We start from the raw sequence: 17,745 nt of genomic DNA on the forward strand, positions 1-17,745 counted from the left end.
TCGGCGGTCTTGGTTGCGGTGTAGATCGACCCGCATCAACCTCCTCAGTGCGCATTCCGCGACGAGCACATCAGATTCGCCCCTCCCCTGGTTCGCCTCCGGCATCGGACGTGTGGTGCCGACCCGAGATCAGTCGTTGAAGCGGTTCCCTGCCAGTTCCCTGCATCGCCGATCAGCAAGAGAATGGAGTGAAAGTCTATGGTTACCAACCCGATTACCATCGGCGCCGAGCGAGCGATGATCGAGAACACGCTCGATCGCAACCGCGAAGCGCTGATCGCGACCGCACGCGGGCTGTCCGATGCCGATGCCCGCCGACGGCTCGTCGCGTCGCTGACGACACCGATCTCGTTGATCAAACATGCCGCCGCGGCGGAACGGATCTGGTTTCAGCGGTTCTGGGGCGGACTCGACGAATCCGAATGCGATGGATACTCGAAGCGGGACGAGGGCACTTTCGTTGTCGCCGACCACGAGTCGCTGGCCGAGGTGATCGCCGAATTCGAGCGCGCGAGCGGGCGATCACGGGTGATCGCCGCTCGCTTCGACCTCGACGAGACCAAGGACAATCCTCGCGAAGGGACGGTGAGCATGCGATGGACTCTGCTCGCCATGATCGAGGAGTTCGCGCGTCACGCGGGCCACGGAGACATCCTCCGCGAACAGATCGACCAGCTCTCGCCTCGGCAATCGCACCCGTGAAACGATCGTTTCGTCGCCGACCGGCGGCCCGTGCCCTTGCGACACTCTAGGAACGGCAAATATCGCCTGAATTGCTGGTCATTGGCTATCTTGCGGGGTGTGCGCCCGACTCCAGACGACTCCAGGTTGCTCGATTCACCCGCCGATTCAGCCACGTCCTCACCGATGCTCGGGCAGTCCTATCGAACCAGCGACTGCTATGTCGTCGGGCGCGAGAAGATCCGCGAGTTCGCCCGTGCGGTTCAGGACCATCATCCGGTTCACCGGTCCGAGCAGGCGGCCGCCGAGCACGGTTACACCGGCCTCGTCGCGCCGTTGACGTTCATCTCGATACCGGGGTTTCTGGCCCAGATAGGGATGTTCGATCGAGTTGTCCAGGGCTACGACCTCAGCCAGATCATGCAGACCGACCACTCCCTCACTATCCACCGGCCGATCCTGGCGGGCGACGCATTGCGTTTCGAGGTCGAGTTCGAATCGCTCCGAAAAGCGTTCGGCGGCGAAATCTTCGGATTCAAATGTTCGGTGACCGACCAGCACGGCGACGAAGTCGTCACCACACGCACGTCCTTCGTCGGCAGGCCGGAGGTGAACATCGCCGCCACGCGCATCTGCGACGGACTGCTGATGCAGAACTTCCGCCATGGCACGTCGATTCCACGGCAACTCCACACACCCGAGCATCCCGATCAGCCACGTCGGGTCACAGACCGAAGCCGGAATATGTTGCCGTTCAGCGCGATAGCCGTCGGCGACGAACTTCCGCCGAGAATCGTGACCGTGCGACTCGGCGATCTGGTCAATTACGCAGGTGTGGCAGGCGACCCGAACCCCATTCACTGGAGCGACGACGCGGCGGCGTCGGTGGACCTGGATTCGCCTGTCGCACAGGGCATGCTGATGATCGGCATCGGCGCGGGGTATATCACCTCATGGGCCGGCGATCCCGGCATGGTGACCGAATACGCGGTACGGCTGACCAGCCCGGTCTACGTCCCGACCGGCGGAGCCACGGTCGAGTACACGGGCAAAGTGAAGGCTGTCGATCCGGACCGCAAGACCGCGACGATCGCCATCACCGCCAAACAGGACGGCAGGAAGATCTTCGGACGAGCCGTAGCGGTGATCCAGTGCGCGGATCGATAGCCGCACCGTCGACAGGTAGGTCAGTACGTCGGCCAGGGTCCACCCCGGACCGGCTTGGTGGCGGTGACGCGGTGCTCGTTGTCCCGGAAGCGGGGTTCGTAGTGGGTGAAGAACACCTTGGCGACCAGGTCACGGCGGCTGTGGACGCCGGTTTTGTCGAAGATGCTCTTCAGATGCTGCTGCACCGTATGTGCCGAGACGGTCATGTCGTGGGCGATCTGCGATGTCGAGGCGCCCTGTAGCACCAGCCGGGTGACGTCGCGCTCGCGCTCGGTGAGCCCATAGGCCGACATCAGCAGCGGGTAGATGCGGCTGGGGTGGGCGGGTTCGATGATCACCGCCACCCTGGTCTGCGCCGTCGAGGTCAGGCGGGCGCCGTGCAGCACCACCCAGGTTCCCGACCTGGACAGCGCTCGCGACACGAGCACCTCGTCGGGCCGGTCGTCAGCCGCATTGCGAAACGCGCGGGCGGCGAGGGTGACCACGGCGCTGGGCAGCTTCGCGCGATCCCAGTCGCCGTCCGGCAGGTCGGATATCCAGCGCTGCACACCGGCGCCGGCCGATTCGATCTCGCATGCCGAGTTGAGCACCAGCAGGCCGGGCGAGTCCGCGTACTCGGGTTCGCCCGCCTGCCCGATCAGCAGGGCCCGGCGTACGCCGTCGGCCAGTGTCGGCGCCACCGTCGCCACGAATTCCTTCTCGGTGGGGTCGAACATCGCGGCACCGGGTTCGCGATAGAGCGCGAGCGCCCCCCACACCTCACCGGAGCGGGTGCGCAGTCGCGCGATCAATTCCTGATCGCCACCCATCGTCATATTGCGTTGCCAGCGTTCACTTTTCGACGGGTCACCGCCGAGGGCTTCGTGCAACGTCGATAATCCGGTCACCGACCGGACGACATCGACGATGCCGTTGCGCTCCTCGCCGTATTCCTCGGCCAGCCACTGCGGCGGAAACTCGGCGAGGCCGAGGTGGAAGTGACTGGTCATCAGCAGCGACGCGGGATCGAGGGTGTACCAGCACGGCGTCCAGTAGTGCGGGACGGCGGTGGCAAGCACCTCGGTCGTCTCCTGCCACAGCGACACCAGATCGTGCGGCTCCCGGCACAGCCGCCCGATCTTGTCGGCGGCGCGTTGCATCGAATCCGTGCTCACCAGATCAACGGTAGGCCGCACTCGGACCAGGGGAAATACCAGGTTTGTGGGATGTCGCGGCGACCGGGATATTCCTAGCCTCGATGTATGACGAACACCGGAACCACGCATGTGCGCCTCAACCCGCCGCCGCCGGAATTGATGCGACTGATTGTCGGCGGGGCACCCGTCACCGTCACCCATCGCGGGCATGTCCGCCACGGCCGGGCGGTGCTCGTCGATGCCGCACCCTCACAAGTCGGTGCCGCGATGCGGGCGGCGATGGATGACGGTGCCCGTCCGTTCGAGTTCGGGCTGAAGATCACGCGCGGATACGACCCGACCGCCGACGATCTCGCCGTCATCGCACGCTCGATCATTCGGGTCGATTTCGAGGACTGAGGAAACGCCATGCGTATCAATCGTATCCAGCACGACATCACTGTTCTCGCCGATGAACTGGAGGTTCCGGGTATCGGCCATCTACCGGTCAACGCCTACGTTCTGCACGCGGCGGAACCCGTCGTCGTCGACACCGGACTCAGCCTGCCCGACCGCGGATTCATGGCGGCGCTGAGTTCGGTGGTGGATCCCGTCGACGTGGAATGGATCTGGCTCACCCATCCCGATCGCGACCACACCGGATCGCTGTTCGACCTGCTCGATGCCGCCCCCAACGCCCGGCTGGTCACGACATTCCTCGGCCTCGGCATCATGTCGTGCGCTCGACCGGTCCCGATGAATCGCGTGTACCTGCTGAATCCGGGACAGTCCCTCGATGTCGGCGACCGACGCCTGACCGCTTTTCGCCCACCGCTGTTCGACAACCCGAGCACCGTCGGGTTCTACGACGAACACAGCGAATCATGTTTCACCTCGGACTGTTTCGGCGCTCCGATGCCGAGCGCCGAGCTCGCGACCGCCGACGACGTCGGTTACGCGCCGTCTGACGCGATTCGTGCGGCGCAGCATCTCTGGACGGCGGTGGACAGCCCGTGGGTGCACATTGTGGACGAGAGCAAATACCTTGCCACCGTGTCGGAATTGCGTGCGTTCGACCCGCAACGGATTCTCAGTACACATCTTCCGCCCGCCCGAGGACGCACCTCGGAATACCTGGACATGCTTGCCGAGGCGCCCCACGCCGCACCGTTCGTCGGTCCCGATCAGGCTGCGCTGGAGCAGATGCTGGCGAGCTTCGAACCCTGAGCGTCAGGCGGGCCGCAGAATCCTCAGCGCGGCCCGCTCGATGCGATCGGCGATCTGGGAGTACGACTCGTAGCCCATTCCGGCCCGCACCAGCGCACCGGCGTAGATGATCTCGAGCCATTCGATGACCTCGTTGTCGGCGTCCGGGCCGAGCGCCCGCGCGATCCTGCCGCGGATCTCGATCCCGATGCGGGTGCGCAGGTGCTCGACATCGGGGTCCGACCCCAGCAGCGCGCCGGTGACCGCGCCGGCCAGCTCCTGCTCTTCGGCCACCAGCAGCGCGATATTGCGCAACTCGGCGAGCACTCGCACGGTCGAGTCGGGATCATCGCTCGCGGGTGAACGCGAGGCCAGCAGTCGACGCCAGAAGATCTCGGCGACCAGGTGCTCCTTGGAGGAGAAGTAGGTGTACGCGGTCGCGGTGGCGACGCCGGCCTCCGCGGCGACCAGCCGGATCGTCATGCCGGAAAAGCCATCGCGTGTCAGCACCACCAGCGCGGCCCTGGTCAGCCGATCGACGGTGTCGGCCTGCTTACCGGTCAATCGACGCCTGGTCGCTTCGAGGCTGATGGAATCGCTTTCAGACATGCGTCCGGATGTTACTCGTCAGTCCCGACGCCTCGGTGAACCACACCGCGTCGGCGGTTGTCCGGGGGTTGATTTGGAATACCGTCCAGAATAGAATCTGGACACATGTCTGATGAACGAACGGCGCGGTCCACCGTCGGCAAAGTAGTCGTTGTCACCGGCGGAGCCCGCGGTATCGGACGGGCGGTCGCGAGCGCACTCGTCGACGCAGGCTCGATCGTCGCCATCGGCGACATCGATGCGACCACGGTCTTCGACACCGGAAAAGAGATCGCGGCAACCGTGGCGCTGCACCTCGACGTCACCGACCCCGCCTCGTACGCCGCCTTCCTCGCCGAGGTCGAAAAGTCCTGCGGCCCTGTCGATGTGCTGATCAACAATGCGGGCATCATGCCGGTCGGCCGGTTCACCGAGGAGTCCGACGAGATCACCCGCCGGATACTCGACATCAATGTCTACGGCGTCGCCCTCGGCACCAAACTCGTGCTGCCGCGGATGCTGGCTCGCGGCCGCGGCCACATCGTGAACATGGCCTCGATGGCCGGTGAGAACCCGACGCCGGGGATGGCCACCTACTGCGCGAGCAAGCAGGCCGTGCTCAGCTTCACCGAGACCATGCGCCTGGAACACCGCGGCACCGGCGTGCGGTTCTCGGCGGTCCTGCCGACGTTCACCAGGACCGAGATGATCGCCGGAACCCGTGCCCCGCGCGCACTACTCGCCGACCCGGCCGACGTCGCCGCCGCGGTCGCCGCACTGATCGCCCGGCCACGCCGACGCGTCTCGGTCACCCGCCTCGCGGGCGTGCTCGCCGCCTTCAACAAGCTGACCCCGCGCCCGCTCGGCGAATTCATGGCTCGGCGGTTGGGCGTGCACCGCTCCTTCATCGATGTCGACCGCGATGCCCGCCGTGCCTACGACGACCGGCTCTCGACCGACTGACCGCTCAGGCGCCGGTGCGGGAGAGGAGCACCACGGGGATCTCCCGCTCGGTCCACGACTGGTAAGCATCGAAATCGGCGTAGAGCTCGGTCAACAGCGGCCACAGCCGTTGCCGCTGTTCGGCATCGGCGACACGGGCCAGGACCGGGTAGTGCTCGGCGCGGATCCGGACGTGCGCGTTCGGATCCGCGAGCAGATTCAGATACCACTGCGGGTGATTCGCGAGGCCGCCCTGTGAGCCGACGATGACGAGATCCTGGCCGTCGACGAGGTAGAGCAGCGGCGCGGCGAAGATCTTGCCGGACTTGCGACCTCGATGTTCGAGCAGCAGGGTCGGCACCGGGCGGCGGAACCCGGCGCCGATCCGCCAGGTTCCGCCGACGCGCCCGTTGGTGCGGCGATAGACCCACGCTTGCACGCGCGACCCGTATCGGATGATCCGCGTCGTCATCGGCGCGTTCAGCCCTTTCGGCTGATTCTTCGGCATACCCATCGACCGCACGCTACAGCGATCGCCGACGGCCGGGTTCGGAGTGCGTCATTTCTTGCGCCGCTCCTGCGCGATCACCTTGCCGACGGTGCCGTCGAGCTTCGTGCCCGCGGGCCAGCCGACATAGTGGCACAGGAACAGCGCGATCTCGCGCAGCTGTTCCTCGGACAGTTCACCGTTGCGCAAGGCCGCGCCGATCTGGATCTCGGCGACGTCGAGATTGCCCTGCGCGGTGAGCGCCCCGATCAGCAACAGTCGCCGCTCGCGGACGGTCAGCTCGGGACGCGACCAGATGTCGGCGAACAGGTGGTCGGCGGTGACGGCGAAATGCTCGCCGGGGCCGTCGGCGAATTCCCAGCCGTAGACCTCGCTCATCTTGGCCAGGCCACGCTGCCGCACGTCGGCGGGAGTTTCTCCGTTGGTGGTCATGATGACTCCTTGTCGAGCACAGGGTGGGCGACGCCGAGCCCGTCGGCCAGGCGTTCGATGGCGAGTTGCGCCAGGGGCAGGTCGACCTCGAGCCGGTCACCGAGTTCGAGCGCGAGGGACAGGTCCTTCTCGCCGAGATCGCGCACGTGACCGAGGATGGGGAACCAGAAATCGTCCGGCTCGATCGGCGCGGTGGTGTCGCGCAACATGATCGCGCCCGGCCCGCCGGTCACCGCGTCGGAGTGCCGGACCACCTTGCCGAGTGCGGTGAGACTGAGCCCGGCCGCGTCGGCGAGGCGTTGCGCCTCGGTCGCGGCGGTGAACGAGATGAAGTGGAGCAGGTTGCGCGCCAACTTCATTCGCGTGCCCGCTCCGACCGGACCGGCGTGCACGACGAGGTCGGCGAAGCACCCGAACGGCGCCCTGATCCGGTCCACCGCGGCGGCACTGCCGCCGACCATCACCGCCAGCCTGCCCTGGGTGGCGCCGGGCGCGCCGCCGCTGACGGGCGCGTCGACGAACTCGACCTCGTGTTCGGCGCAGCGGGCGGCCAGCTCCTGCGCGGTCCGGTCGCTGATGGTGGAGTGCACCGCGACCACCGTGCCCGGTGCCGCGGTTCTGAGGATGCCCGCCGGGCCGGTGAGGACCTCGGTCACCTGCGCGTCGTCGATGACGGTCACGCAGATGATCCGCGCGTGCGTCGCGACCTGCGCCGGATCGGCGACCGAACGCGCGCCCGCCGCGACGAAGGGTTCGGTGACCTCGGCGCGCACATCACAGACCGTCAGCCCGCCCGGCCATTCCAGCAGCCGTCGTGCGATCGGCGCGCCCATATTGCCCAGTCCGATGAATCCGACCGGGGCGCTGGTGGATTCGGTCGTCATCGGATGATCTGCCCGCCGTCGACATTGAGGATCTGGCCGGTGACCCAGCTCGCCTCGTCGGAGAGCAGGTACAGGCAGGCGCCGACCAGGTCCTGCGGGGTGCCCATCCGCTTGATCGGAATGCGCTTCACCATGTCCTTCACCATGTTTCCCGGCGTGACAGTCTGGGTGGCCTCGGTGTCGATCGGGCCCGGCGCGATGGCGTTCACCCTGATCCGGGAACCACCCAGTTCGGTGGCGAGCTGCTGGGTGAGGCCGTTGATGCCGACCTTGGCCAGCCCGTAGAAGCCGGAGTACAGCCAGGCGGCGGTGGAGGACTGGTTGACGATCGAGCCACCGCCCGCGGCGATCATCGGCTGCCAGACCGCACGCGTCACATTGAGCGCGCCGTCGAAGTTCACGCCCATGAACTTCTTGTAGTAGTCCCACGGCACGGTGAGCAGCAGATCGAGCTTCATCTCGCCGTAGATGGCCGCGTTGTTGACCAGGTGATTGATCGCGCCGAACTCGGCGACGGTGAATTCCGCCAGTGCGGCAGCGGATTCGGGATCGGCGACATCGACGCGACGGAAGGCCGCCGACCCGCCGTCGGCGACGATCTGCTTGACCACCTCCTCGCCACGCTCGACATTGAGGTCGGCGACAACGACATTGGCGCCTTCGGCGGCGAGCGCTGCGGCGTAGACCGCGCCGATGCCCTGCGCGGCGCCGGTGACGATCGCGGTGCGACCGGTGAAACGTGCCATGGTGTTCAGCTCCTGTGTGTGGTCGATGTCGGTGAGGTCAGGCGGGGGTGGCGATCAACTTGGTCTCGAGGTATTCCTCGAAACCGGCGACGCCCATCTCGCGGCCGATGCCGGACTGTTTGTAGCCACCGAAGGGCGCGTCGGCGTGGTACCAGAGCCCGCCGTTGACGCTCAGCGTCCCGGTTCGCACCCCCGAGACCACGCGCTCGACCCGGTCCGGGTCGGTGCCCCAGACCGAACCCGACAGGCCATAGGGCGATTCGTTGGCGAGCCGGATCGCATCGTCGTCGCCGTCGTGGGCGATCACGACGAGCACCGGACCGAAGATCTCCTCCTGCGCGACGGTCGCGGTGTTGTCGAGCCCGCTGATCAGCGTCGGTTCGATGAAGTACCCGCGCTCCTTGTCCGCGGGCCTGCCGCCACCGACCTCGATGTGCCCGCCCTCGGCGCGCGCGATCTCGAGATAGCGCTCCACCCGCGCCCGTTGCCGCTCGGAAATCAGTGGTCCGCAGACGGTTCCGGCATTTGTCGGATCACCGGCAGCGAGTCCGCGCAGCGCACCGGCCGCCGCGGTGACCGCCGCGTCGTAGGACTCGCGCGGCACCAGCAGCCGGGTGGTGAGTGCGCAGCCCTGGCCTGCGTGCACGGCGACCGTGAACGCGGTGTAGCTCGCGGCGGTGGCGATATCGGCGTCGTCGAGCACGATGGCGGCGGATTTGCCGCCCAGTTCGAGGAAGGTCCGCTTGAGCGTCGCCGACGCGCCGACCATCACCGAGCGCCCGGTCTGGGTGGAGCCGGTGAAGGTGATCATGTCGACCCGCGGATCGAGGACCAGCTGGGCGCCGAGGCCGTGATCGGAGGAGGTGACGATATTGATCACGCCAGCGGGGAAATCGGTGTGCTCGGCGATGAGCGGGCCGAGTACCGCAGCACACCAGGGAGTATCGGGGGCGGGCTTGAGCACCACGGTGTTGCCCGCCGCCAGTGCGGGCCCGAGCTTGGCGAGGTTGATCTGGTGCGGGAAGTTCCACGGCGTGATCGCGCCGACGACGCCGACGGCCTCGCGGCGGATCACCCGGCGGCTGGCGATGCCCATCAGGTCCCTGGTGCCGAGATCGGTTTCCCAGGTGTAGTTCTCGGCCAGGTCGGCGGCATAAGACAGATCGGCGATCGGGCCTTCCAGCTGCGGTCCGCTGGTCAGCATGACCGGTGCGCCGACCTCGGCGATCGTGATCGCCCGCAACTCCTCGAGGTGTTCGCCCAGCACGTCACGCAATTGGCGCAGGCAGTGCGCGCGGAATGCCGGATCGCGCGACCACTGGGTCTCGTCGAAGGCGGTGCGTGCCGCGGCGATGGCCGCGTCCATGTCGGCGCCCGAGGCGTCGGCGGCGTATCCGAGCACCTCCTCGGTGGCGGGATTGATGGTCACGAAGACACCGGAGCCACCCGGGATCAACTTGCCGCCGATCAACAGTGGTGTGCCTTCGGCGGGGACGAGGCCGTTCATAGCGAGGCTCCGATACGTGTCTGGACAGGTGTACGGAATATAGTTCGGTTTATCGATCGGACGCAAGACCATGCACGTCGATTGGCCCGTACACCCGACTGTAGTAGCATCCAGACACATGTCCGAAAACGCACCTACCGGCATCGAAGCAACTCGACGACGCTTGACCGAAAAGCAGGCCGATACCGTGGACCGCTTGACGGTCGCCGCCGTCGACGTGCTGTCGCGCGAGGGCTATTCGGGGACGACGATCCGGCTCGTCGCCGCGTCGGCAGGGGTCGGGACCGCCACCGCCTACACGTACTTCTCCTCCAAGGAGCACCTGATCTCCGAGGTGTTCTGGCGACGGCTGGTCGCCATGCCCCCACTGGAGGCAGGGGACGCCGACGCGACCACGCGCGTGGTCGGCGTCCTTCGTCAGGTCTCGATGCTGGTGGCCGACGAACCCGCGCTGGCAGGCGCGGTCAGCAGCGCATTGCTCGGCGACGATCCCGACGTGCAACACCTGCGGGTGCGTATCGGCATGCAGATCCGCCATCGGCTCGGCGAAGCGCTCGGCGCGAAAGATCCCGAACGCCTGGCCGCCCTCGAACTGCTGTACGCGGGCGCGCTCCTCCAGGGCGGCATGGGACTGCTGTCGTACGCACAGGTCGCCGATCTGCTCGAAATGTGCGCGCGCCGGTTGATGGCCGAGCCCGCTACCGACGACTAGCGCGTTCGACGACCGGATTCGGACCGAACCCTGTCGCGCATCAGGAAACCGTAGTACTGTCCAGACACATGTCCAAATAATGTCTGGACATTATTCCGGGAAGGACTTTCCAATGACGCTGGTCAAACCGCAGCGCGTATCCGGAGGCGAAGACGAACACGGGCACCTGACCGAGTTCCGCACCGATCCGATCGCACTGATGCGGCGTGTTCGCGCCGAGTGCGGCGATGTCGGTACCTTCGAACTCGCGGGACGCGATGTCGTCCTGCTGTCCGGCGCCGAAGCCAACGAGTTCTTCTTCCGCGCCGGCGACGAGGATCTCGACCAGGGCGCGGCCTATCCGTTCATGAAGCCGATCTTCGGCGAGGGCGTCGTCTTCGACGCACCGCCCGAGCGTCGCAAAGAGATGCTGCACAATTCGGCGCTGCGCGCGGACCATATGCGCGGGCACGCGGGCACCATCGCCCACGAAGTGGATCAGATGGTCGCCCAGTGGGACGACGAGGGCGAGATCGACCTGCTCGAGTTCTTCGCCGAGCTGACCATCTACACCTCATCGGCCTGTCTGATCGGGGTGAAATTCCGCAAACAGCTCGACGGGCGCTTCGCGCACCTCTATCACGAGCTCGAACAGGGCACCGACGCCCTGGCCTACGTCGATCCGTACGCGCCGATCGAGAGCTTCGCCCGCCGCGACGCCGCACGGGTCGCCCTGGTCGAGCTGGTGCAGGCGATCATGGATCAGCGGGAGGCGAATCCACCCGCGGGCAAAGATGATCGCGACATGCTCGATGTCCTCATCTCGGTAAAGGACGAGAACGGGGCGCTGCGGTTCTCGGCCAGCGAGATCACCGGCATCTTCATCTCGATGATGTTTGCAGGCCACCACACCACCTCGGGTACGGCCGCCTGGACGATCATCGAACTGCTGCGCCACCCGGAGACGCTGGCCGGTGTCGTCACCGAACTCGACGAGCTCTACGCCGACGGGGCCGACGTCAGTCACCATGCGCTACGCCAGATCCCGAATCTGGAAGCCGCGCTCAAGGAGACCTTGCGGCTGCATCCGCCGCTGATCATCCTCATGCGCCTGGCGCGCGGGGAGTTCGAGGTGTGCGGGCACCGGATCGGGCCCGGCGACATGGTGGCCGCCACCCCCGCGATCTCCAACCGGATTCCGGAGGACTTCCCCGATCCGGACGCCTTCGATCCCGCGCGCTACCTCGATCCACGCCAGGACGACACCCTTAACCGATGGACCTGGATTCCCTTCGGCGCCGGCAGGCACCGCTGCGTCGGCGCGCCGTTCGCGCTGATGCAGCTCAAGGCGATCTTCTCGATTCTGCTGCGGGACTGGGAGTTCGAACTCGCGCAGCCGTCCGACACCTACCGCAACGATCATTCGAAGATGGTGGTGCAGCTCGAGCAACCCTGCCGCGTGCGTTACCGCCGCAGGCAGCGCTGAGCGCGGGCGGAGATCAGTGTGACAGCGTCGTCGCTCCCCAGCGGATTCGATTTCACCGATCCGGCCCTGTGGGAATCCCGCAACCCCGTCCAGGAATTCGCCGAGCTGCGCCGGACCGCGCCGGTGTGGTGGAACGCCCAGACCGACCCGCAGTCGGGCGGGTTCCGCGACGGCGGCTACTGGGTGATCACCAAACACGAGGACATCAAGGAGATCTCGCGCCATCCTGAGCTGTTCTCCTCCCAGCAGAAGGGTTCGGTCATCCGGCTGCCCGGCGAGGTGACTCCCGAGCAGATCGAACTCACCGGCGCCCTGTTGCTGAACATGGATCCGCCCAAGCACACCAAGATCCGGCGGATCATCTCCAAGGGGTTCACGCCGCGCGCGGTCGAGGGGTTGCGCGCGGCGCTGACCGAACGGGCGGGCGCGATCGTGCAAGCGGCGCGGGCGGCGGGCAGCGGTGATTTCGTCGAGCAGGTGGCGTGCGAGCTTCCGCTGCAAGCCATCGCCGAACTGGTCGGCGTTCCCCAGCAGGACCGCCGCAAGCTGTTCGACTGGTCGAATCAGATGCTCAACTACGACGACCCGGAATACGGCGACGCCACGACCACCGACGCCTCGTCGGCCGCGGCGATGGAGATCCTCGGCTACGCCTGGAACATGGCCGAACAGCGGCGCACCGAACCGGCCGACGACATCGTCAGCACGCTGGTGCACGCCGATCTCGACGGGGAGGCGCTGGGCTCCGACGAGTTCGGGTTCTTCGTGATCCTGCTGGCGGTGGCGGGCAACGAGACCACCCGCAATGCCATCACCCACGGGATGAAGGCGTTCATCGACAATCCGGAGCAGTGGGAGCTCTTCAAACAGCAGCGCCCACGCACCGCGACCGACGAGATCGTGCGCTGGGCGACCCCGGTGACGGTGTTCCAGCGCACCGCGACCGCCGACACCGAGCTCGGCGGGCAACGCATCCGGGCGGGTGAGCGCGTCGGATTGTTTTACAGCTCAGCCAATTTCGATGAGGATGCCTTCGAGCGCCCGTTCAGCTTCGACATCCTGCGCGACCCCAATCCGCACCTGGCCTTCGGCGGCACCGGCACGCACTTCTGTGTCGGCGCCAACCTGGCCCGGCTCGAAATCGATCTGATCTTCAACGCCATCGCCGATGTGATGCCCGATCTGTCCCAGGTGTCGGAGCCGCAGCGACTACGGTCGGGGTGGATCAACGGAATAAAACACTGGCAGGTCAGCTACGAGTCAGGAGCAAGGGACTGATGCGGATCGCGCTGCTGTCCTACCGGAGCAAGCCGCACTGTGGCGGGCAGGGAGTGTATGTCCGGTACCTGAGCCAGGGGCTCGTCGAGCTCGGCCACGAGGTCGAGGTGTTCTCCGGCCAGCCCTATCCCGAGGATCTCGATCCGCGGGTGCGGCTCACCGAGGTGCCGAGCCTGGACCTCTATCGCGACGAAGATCCCTTTCGCACACCGCATCCCCGCGAGATCCGCGATCGCGTCGACCTGCTCGAGCTCGCCACCATGTGGACGGCGGGGTTCCCCGAACCGCGCACGTTCAGCCTGCGCGTCGCCAAGCTGTTGGCGTCGCGCGCAGCCGATTTCGATGTCGTGCACGACAATCAGTGCCTCGGCTACGGCCTGCTCGCCATCGCCGAGCAGCTGCCGCTGGTGGCGACCGTCCACCATCCGATCACTCGAGACCGCGCGGTCGATCTGGCCGCGACGCCGTGGCGGCGCAAGCTGTTCGTGCGGCGCTGGTACGGCTTCCTCGGCATGCAACAGCAAGTCGCACAGCGGATTCCGGATCTGATCACGGTGTCTTCCTCGTCGGCCGCGGATATCGCGGAAGACTTCGGCGTGACGCCGGGACAGTTGCATACCGTTCCCCTCGGCGTGGACACCGAACTGTTCCGGCCGCGCGAGACACCGCGGGTGCGTGGGCGGATCGTCGCGGTCGCCAGTGCCGACAAGCCACTCAAGGGCATCGCGCATCTGCTGAAAGCCGTTGCCCGGCTGCGTCATACCGGCGATGTCGAGCTCCGGCTGGTCGCGAAGCTGGAACCGAACGGCCCCACCGAGAAGCTGATCGCCGAGCTCGGCATCGCCGATATCGTCACCCCGGTCAGCGGAGTGAGCGACGAGCAGTTGGCCGAACTGCTCGCCTCGGCCGAGATCGCCTGCATTCCGTCGATGTACGAAGGGTTTTCGCTGCCCGCCGTCGAGGCGATGGCCAGCGGGACACCGCTGGTCGCCAGCCGGGCAGGCGCGCTGCCCGAGGTCGTCGGCGAGTGCGCCGAACTGGTCGCGCCGGGCGATGTAGACGCGCTCACCCTGGTACTCGGCGAATTGCTCGACGACCCCGGCCGACGCGGGCTCATGGGAGCGGCGGGTCGTGCTCGCGTCCTCGACCTGTTCAGCTGGTCGGCCGTCGCCGCGCAGACTGTCGCGATCTATGACCAGGCGATCGCCCGCCGCTCCCCCACTCCGCCGGGCACCGCCCGATGACGACCACTTCCGACCCTTGCCAGGAGGCCTCATGCTGACCGTCGATTTCGACCGCTTGGGCGTCGGCCCCGGGTCACGGGTGATCGACATCGGCTGCGGCGCGGGCAGACACTCCTTCGAGGCCTACCGCCGCGGAGCCGACGTCGTTGCCTTCGACCAGAACGCCGCCGACCTCGCCGATGTCGATGTCATGTTCGAGGCCATGGCCGCGGCGGGCGAAGCCCCGGAGTACGCCAAGGCCGAGACCGTGCGCGGCGACGCGCTCGATCTGCCCTACGGCAACGACGAATTCGACGTCGTGATCGCCTCGGAGATCCTCGAGCACGTCCCGCAGGACACCCAGGCGATCGCCGAGCTGGCGCGGGTGGTCAAACCCGGTGGCGCGCTGGCGGTCACGGTTCCGCGCTGGCTACCCGAACGCATCTGCTGGGCGCTCTCGGACGAGTACCACGCCAACGAGGGCGGCCACGTGCGCATCTATCGCGCCGACGCGCTGCGCGACAAGATCACCGCGCGCGGTCTGCGCTACCACCACCAGGACTTCGCGCACGCGCTGCACGCGCCCTTCTGGTGGCTGAAATGCGCTGTCGGCGTGCGCAATGACAAGCACCCACTGGTGAGCGCCTATCACCGCATGCTGGTGTGGGACATGATGTCGGCGCCCGCGGTGACTCGCACAGCCGAACGGGTGCTGAACCCGCTGGTCGGCAAGTCCGTCGCGCTCTACTTTACGAAACCGGCGGTGCGCGCCGATGCCCGTTGAGCTACCGGCAGTTCCCGGGGTCGTCTCCGCGCGCGATATCCGGATGACCGCCGAATCCATTGCCGCCGCACAGGAACCCGATGGTGCGATCCCCTGGTTCAGTGGCGGTCACACCGATCCTTGGGACCACATCGAGTCCGCGATGGCACTGACCGTGGCCGGCCTGTGGGACGAGGCCCGCGAGGCCTACATCTGGTCGGCGAAATCGCAGCGCGACGACGGCTCGTGGCCGATGCAGGTGCGCCGTGGCGTGATCGAGAACCACGACGCCGACACCAACTTCTGCGCCTACCTGGCCACCGGTGTCCTGCACGCCCTTTCGATCACCGGCGATACCGGCTTCGCCGCCGAGTTGTGGCCGACCGTCCGCGCGGGCATCGACTTCGTCCTCGGCCTCCAGCTGGGCGCCCACGGCGAGATCCACTGGTCGGCAAACGAATCCGGTTCGTCCGGGGAGGCCCTGCTGACCGGTTGTTCCAGCATCTTCCACAGCCTCGGCTGCGCGGTGACGCTCGCCGAGCGGGTAGGCGATCCACGCCCGGATTGGGCGGCGGCCCGCGACCGGCTCGGCCGCGCCCTCCGTCATCATCCGGAAGCCTTCCTGGACAAGAGCCGCTACTCCATGGACTGGTACTACCCCATCCTGGGCGGTGCGGTGCGCGGCGCGGCGGCCACGGAGCTGATAGCTCGGCGCTGGGACGAATTCGTGGTCGCCGACCTCGGTATTCGCTGCGTCTCCGATGCACCATGGGTCACCGGCGCCGAGACCTGTGAACTGGTGCTCGCCCTGGATGCCATCGGCGACACCGCTGCCGCCACCACGTTGTTCGGCAATATGCAGCATCTGCGCGAACTCGACGGATCCTATTGGACCGGACTGGTTTTCAGCGATGGCAAGCGCTGGCCCGAGGAACGCACCACTTGGACCGCGGCGGCTGTCGTGCTCGCCGCCGACGCCCTCACCCGCACCACCGCGGGCAACGGCATCTTCCGCGACGCGCTCCCCCGCTGAGGCGGCTCAGCCGCAGGCGGCGGTTCGCTGCAGGATGCGCAGCGAACCGGTGACCGAGAGTTCGGTGAACTTGCCGCTGTCGAGTGCGCGGCGGTAGATGTTGAACGGCGCGCGGCCACCATCGGCGGGGTCGGGGAAGACGTCGTGGATGGCGAGCAGCCCGCCGCCTGCCACCCAGTGCACCCAGTTGTCGTAGTCGCGCTGGGCGGCTTCCTCGGTGTGGCCACCGTCGATGAACAGCATGCGCAGCGGGGCTCGCCAGATGTGTGCCGCGGCGGTGGAGGAGCCGATGATCGCGGTCACCGTGTCGGTGAGGCCCGCGCGAATCATGGTGCGCCGGAACGTGGTCACGGTGTCGAAGACGCCGGTCTCCGGGTCTACCAGGGTGGTGTCGTGGTACTCCCAGCCCGGCTGGTGCTCCTCGGAGCCGCGGTGGTGGTCGACCGTGAACACGGTGGCACCGGTTTCGCGGGCGGCCGCGCCGAGATAGACGGTCGACTTGCCGCAGTAGGTGCCGATCTCCATGATGGTGCCATCGCCCGCGTACGCGCGAGCGGCAGCGTAGAGCGCGTGTCCCTCGTCCGGCGGCATGAATCCGATGGCCTGTTCGGCGAGTGCGAACAGGTCGCTGGTACCGGCGGCGATTTCGTCTACAGCTCCCATGCGGGCCACGCTAACATACGACCTGGAATACAATCCGGACTACTGTCCGGAAACCTGCTCGGATAGTCGGAACCAAAGGAGAACAACGATGAAGACTCGCCTCAACTGCCCCTGCGGCGTCGCCATCAAGGGCACCGACGAAGCCGACCTGATCAAGCAGACCCAGGAGCACCTGGCCGAGAACCACCCCGGTCACGACTACACCCCTGACGAGATCCTCTTCATCGCCTACTGAGCGCCTACTTCGTCGGCAGCGCGTTCTGCAGGCCACCCACCTCGGTGATCTGCCAGTCGGCATTGCGGTCGACGGTGAGGGAGTAGGTGACGGTGGTTCGCGTTCCCTCGGGCGTCTGGGCGCTGGTGGAGACCACGTCGAGGTAGGCGTTGACCTTGTAGATGCCACCGTTTTCCGAGGTGACCGTCGCCGAGAGCGGCGTGGCCTTCGACGTCCACTGCAGTGGCAGCAGGATCTGCTCCAATTGCGGTGCGGTGGCGTCGAATTTCGCGGCCAGTTGCGGGGTGGTGCCGGTCCGCAGCCGGGTGAACCACGCCTGCACGTCGCGGTAGTCGATGGTGGACGCGCCGACCCCGTAGTCCGACGCGATCTGTTCGACATGCTCGGCGTCGGCGTCGCGGGCCTCGCGGTCGGCGATCGTCGCCTCGGCCGAGAAGTACAGCGCCGCGAAGGTGACGACCGCGGCGACGAGGACAGCGATCGCGGCGGTGGTCAGCACGGTCGACAGTCGCAGGGACACGGTGCGCGGCGGCTGCGCGGCAGCCTCGGTGGTGGTGGCTTCTTCGGTCGCTGTACTCATGGTCTGTCCTTCGTCCG

21 protein-coding genes are annotated in these 17,745 nt (G+C 66.9%); 12 read left to right on the top strand and 9 right to left on the bottom strand.

The annotated features are described in order from the left end of the window. Positions 1–198 precede the first annotated feature (198 nt). Positions 199–702, top strand: coding sequence for a DinB family protein (locus ACFWPK_RS17985; RefSeq protein ID WP_378917093.1), 504 nt, complete (start codon positions 199–201; stop codon positions 700–702). 99 nt (positions 703–801) lie between these two features. Further along, positions 802–1,848 (top strand): fused (3R)-hydroxyacyl-ACP dehydratase subunits HadA/HadB, encoded by a 1,047-nt coding sequence (locus ACFWPK_RS17990; RefSeq protein ID WP_378917095.1) that lies wholly within the window; start codon positions 802–804, stop codon positions 1,846–1,848. Between the two features lie 20 nt (positions 1,849–1,868). On the opposite strand, the gene ACFWPK_RS17995 is transcribed toward ACFWPK_RS17990, so the two are convergent. Beyond that, complete coding sequence (locus ACFWPK_RS17995) at positions 1,869–3,002, bottom strand: helix-turn-helix transcriptional regulator (protein WP_378917097.1); 1,134 nt, start codon at positions 3,000–3,002, stop codon at positions 1,869–1,871. A gap of 87 nt (positions 3,003–3,089) precedes the next feature. Between ACFWPK_RS17995 and ACFWPK_RS18000 the strand changes: the two genes are divergently transcribed. Both ACFWPK_RS18000 and ACFWPK_RS18005 read left to right on the top strand, forming a co-directional pair. Next, positions 3,090–3,383, top strand: a complete 294-nt coding sequence (locus ACFWPK_RS18000) for a hypothetical protein (protein WP_378917099.1) — start codon at positions 3,090–3,092, stop codon at positions 3,381–3,383. A gap of 9 nt (positions 3,384–3,392) precedes the next feature. Beyond that, positions 3,393–4,190 carry an MBL fold metallo-hydrolase gene (locus ACFWPK_RS18005; RefSeq protein WP_378917100.1) on the top strand — a complete coding sequence of 266 codons (798 nt, stop codon included), beginning with the start codon at positions 3,393–3,395 and terminating at the stop codon, positions 4,188–4,190. Between the two features lie 3 nt (positions 4,191–4,193). Here the strand turns inward: ACFWPK_RS18005 and ACFWPK_RS18010 are convergent, their stop codons facing one another. Further along, positions 4,194–4,778: a TetR/AcrR family transcriptional regulator gene (locus ACFWPK_RS18010; RefSeq protein ID WP_378917101.1), complete on the bottom strand. Its 585-nt coding sequence runs from the start codon at positions 4,776–4,778 to the stop codon at positions 4,194–4,196. 105 nt (positions 4,779–4,883) lie between these two features. Between ACFWPK_RS18010 and ACFWPK_RS18015 the strand changes: the two genes are divergently transcribed. Further along, positions 4,884–5,720 (top strand): SDR family oxidoreductase, encoded by an 837-nt coding sequence (locus ACFWPK_RS18015; protein ID WP_378917103.1) that lies wholly within the window; start codon positions 4,884–4,886, stop codon positions 5,718–5,720. A 4-nt stretch (positions 5,721–5,724) separates the two neighbouring features. Here the strand turns inward: ACFWPK_RS18015 and ACFWPK_RS18020 are convergent, their stop codons facing one another. Genes ACFWPK_RS18020 through ACFWPK_RS18040 form a run of 5 tightly spaced genes read right to left on the bottom strand, consistent with a single transcriptional unit; the run spans position 5,725 to position 9,776 of the window. After that, positions 5,725–6,207 (bottom strand): nitroreductase family deazaflavin-dependent oxidoreductase, encoded by a 483-nt coding sequence (locus tag ACFWPK_RS18020; RefSeq protein WP_378917317.1) that lies wholly within the window; start codon positions 6,205–6,207, stop codon positions 5,725–5,727. A gap of 51 nt (positions 6,208–6,258) precedes the next feature. Further along, positions 6,259–6,639 (bottom strand): carboxymuconolactone decarboxylase family protein, encoded by a 381-nt coding sequence (locus ACFWPK_RS18025; protein ID WP_378917104.1) that lies wholly within the window; start codon positions 6,637–6,639, stop codon positions 6,259–6,261. Continuing rightward, on the bottom strand, positions 6,636–7,523 hold the full coding sequence (locus ACFWPK_RS18030; RefSeq protein WP_378917106.1) for an NAD(P)-dependent oxidoreductase: 888 nt from the start codon (positions 7,521–7,523) through the stop codon (positions 6,636–6,638). The genes ACFWPK_RS18025 and ACFWPK_RS18030 overlap by 4 nt, the downstream gene beginning before the upstream one ends. Then, positions 7,520–8,269 (bottom strand): SDR family oxidoreductase, encoded by a 750-nt coding sequence (locus ACFWPK_RS18035; RefSeq protein ID WP_378917108.1) that lies wholly within the window; start codon positions 8,267–8,269, stop codon positions 7,520–7,522. Before ACFWPK_RS18035 ends, ACFWPK_RS18030 begins: the two co-directional genes overlap by 4 nt. A gap of 37 nt (positions 8,270–8,306) precedes the next feature. After that, entirely contained in the window at positions 8,307–9,776 is a 1,470-nt protein-coding gene (locus ACFWPK_RS18040; protein ID WP_378917110.1) for an aldehyde dehydrogenase, read from the bottom strand. A 118-nt stretch (positions 9,777–9,894) separates the two neighbouring features. On the opposite strand from ACFWPK_RS18040, the gene ACFWPK_RS18045 reads away from it, so the two are divergent. The 6 genes from ACFWPK_RS18045 (at position 9,895) to ACFWPK_RS18070 (ending at position 16,250) form a co-directional block, all read left to right on the top strand. Beyond that, positions 9,895–10,488, top strand: a complete 594-nt coding sequence (locus tag ACFWPK_RS18045; protein WP_378917112.1) for a TetR/AcrR family transcriptional regulator — start codon at positions 9,895–9,897, stop codon at positions 10,486–10,488. Between the two features lie 112 nt (positions 10,489–10,600). Continuing rightward, on the top strand, positions 10,601–11,953 hold the full coding sequence (locus tag ACFWPK_RS18050; protein ID WP_378917114.1) for a cytochrome P450: 1,353 nt from the start codon (positions 10,601–10,603) through the stop codon (positions 11,951–11,953). An 18-nt stretch (positions 11,954–11,971) separates the two neighbouring features. Then, a complete protein-coding gene (locus ACFWPK_RS18055) occupies positions 11,972–13,231 on the top strand; it encodes a cytochrome P450 (RefSeq protein ID WP_378917116.1) in 1,260 nt (419 codons plus the stop codon). Continuing rightward, on the top strand, positions 13,231–14,475 hold the full coding sequence (locus ACFWPK_RS18060) for a glycosyltransferase family 4 protein (RefSeq protein ID WP_378917118.1): 1,245 nt from the start codon (positions 13,231–13,233) through the stop codon (positions 14,473–14,475). Before ACFWPK_RS18055 ends, ACFWPK_RS18060 begins: the two co-directional genes overlap by 1 nt. Positions 14,476–14,506: 31 nt before the next feature. Further along, positions 14,507–15,238 carry a class I SAM-dependent methyltransferase gene (locus ACFWPK_RS18065; RefSeq protein WP_378917120.1) on the top strand — a complete coding sequence of 244 codons (732 nt, stop codon included), beginning with the start codon at positions 14,507–14,509 and terminating at the stop codon, positions 15,236–15,238. Beyond that, positions 15,228–16,250 (top strand): prenyltransferase, encoded by a 1,023-nt coding sequence (locus ACFWPK_RS18070; RefSeq protein WP_378917122.1) that lies wholly within the window; start codon positions 15,228–15,230, stop codon positions 16,248–16,250. Before ACFWPK_RS18065 ends, ACFWPK_RS18070 begins: the two co-directional genes overlap by 11 nt. 6 nt (positions 16,251–16,256) lie before the next feature. On the opposite strand, the gene ACFWPK_RS18075 is transcribed toward ACFWPK_RS18070, so the two are convergent. Beyond that, positions 16,257–16,913, bottom strand: coding sequence for a class I SAM-dependent methyltransferase (locus ACFWPK_RS18075; RefSeq protein WP_378917124.1), 657 nt, complete (start codon positions 16,911–16,913; stop codon positions 16,257–16,259). Between the two features lie 88 nt (positions 16,914–17,001). On the opposite strand from ACFWPK_RS18075, the gene ACFWPK_RS18080 reads away from it, so the two are divergent. Further along, positions 17,002–17,148: a DUF1059 domain-containing protein gene (locus ACFWPK_RS18080; protein ID WP_378917126.1), complete on the top strand. Its 147-nt coding sequence runs from the start codon at positions 17,002–17,004 to the stop codon at positions 17,146–17,148. 4 nt (positions 17,149–17,152) lie between these two features. On the opposite strand, the gene ACFWPK_RS18085 is transcribed toward ACFWPK_RS18080, so the two are convergent. After that, positions 17,153–17,728 carry a hypothetical protein gene (locus ACFWPK_RS18085; RefSeq protein WP_378917128.1) on the bottom strand — a complete coding sequence of 192 codons (576 nt, stop codon included), beginning with the start codon at positions 17,726–17,728 and terminating at the stop codon, positions 17,153–17,155. Positions 17,729–17,745 lie beyond the last annotated feature (17 nt).

It is taken from the genome of Nocardia sp. NPDC058519 (assembly GCF_042719755.1).
Taxonomy (GTDB): domain Bacteria; phylum Actinomycetota; class Actinomycetes; order Mycobacteriales; family Mycobacteriaceae; genus Nocardia.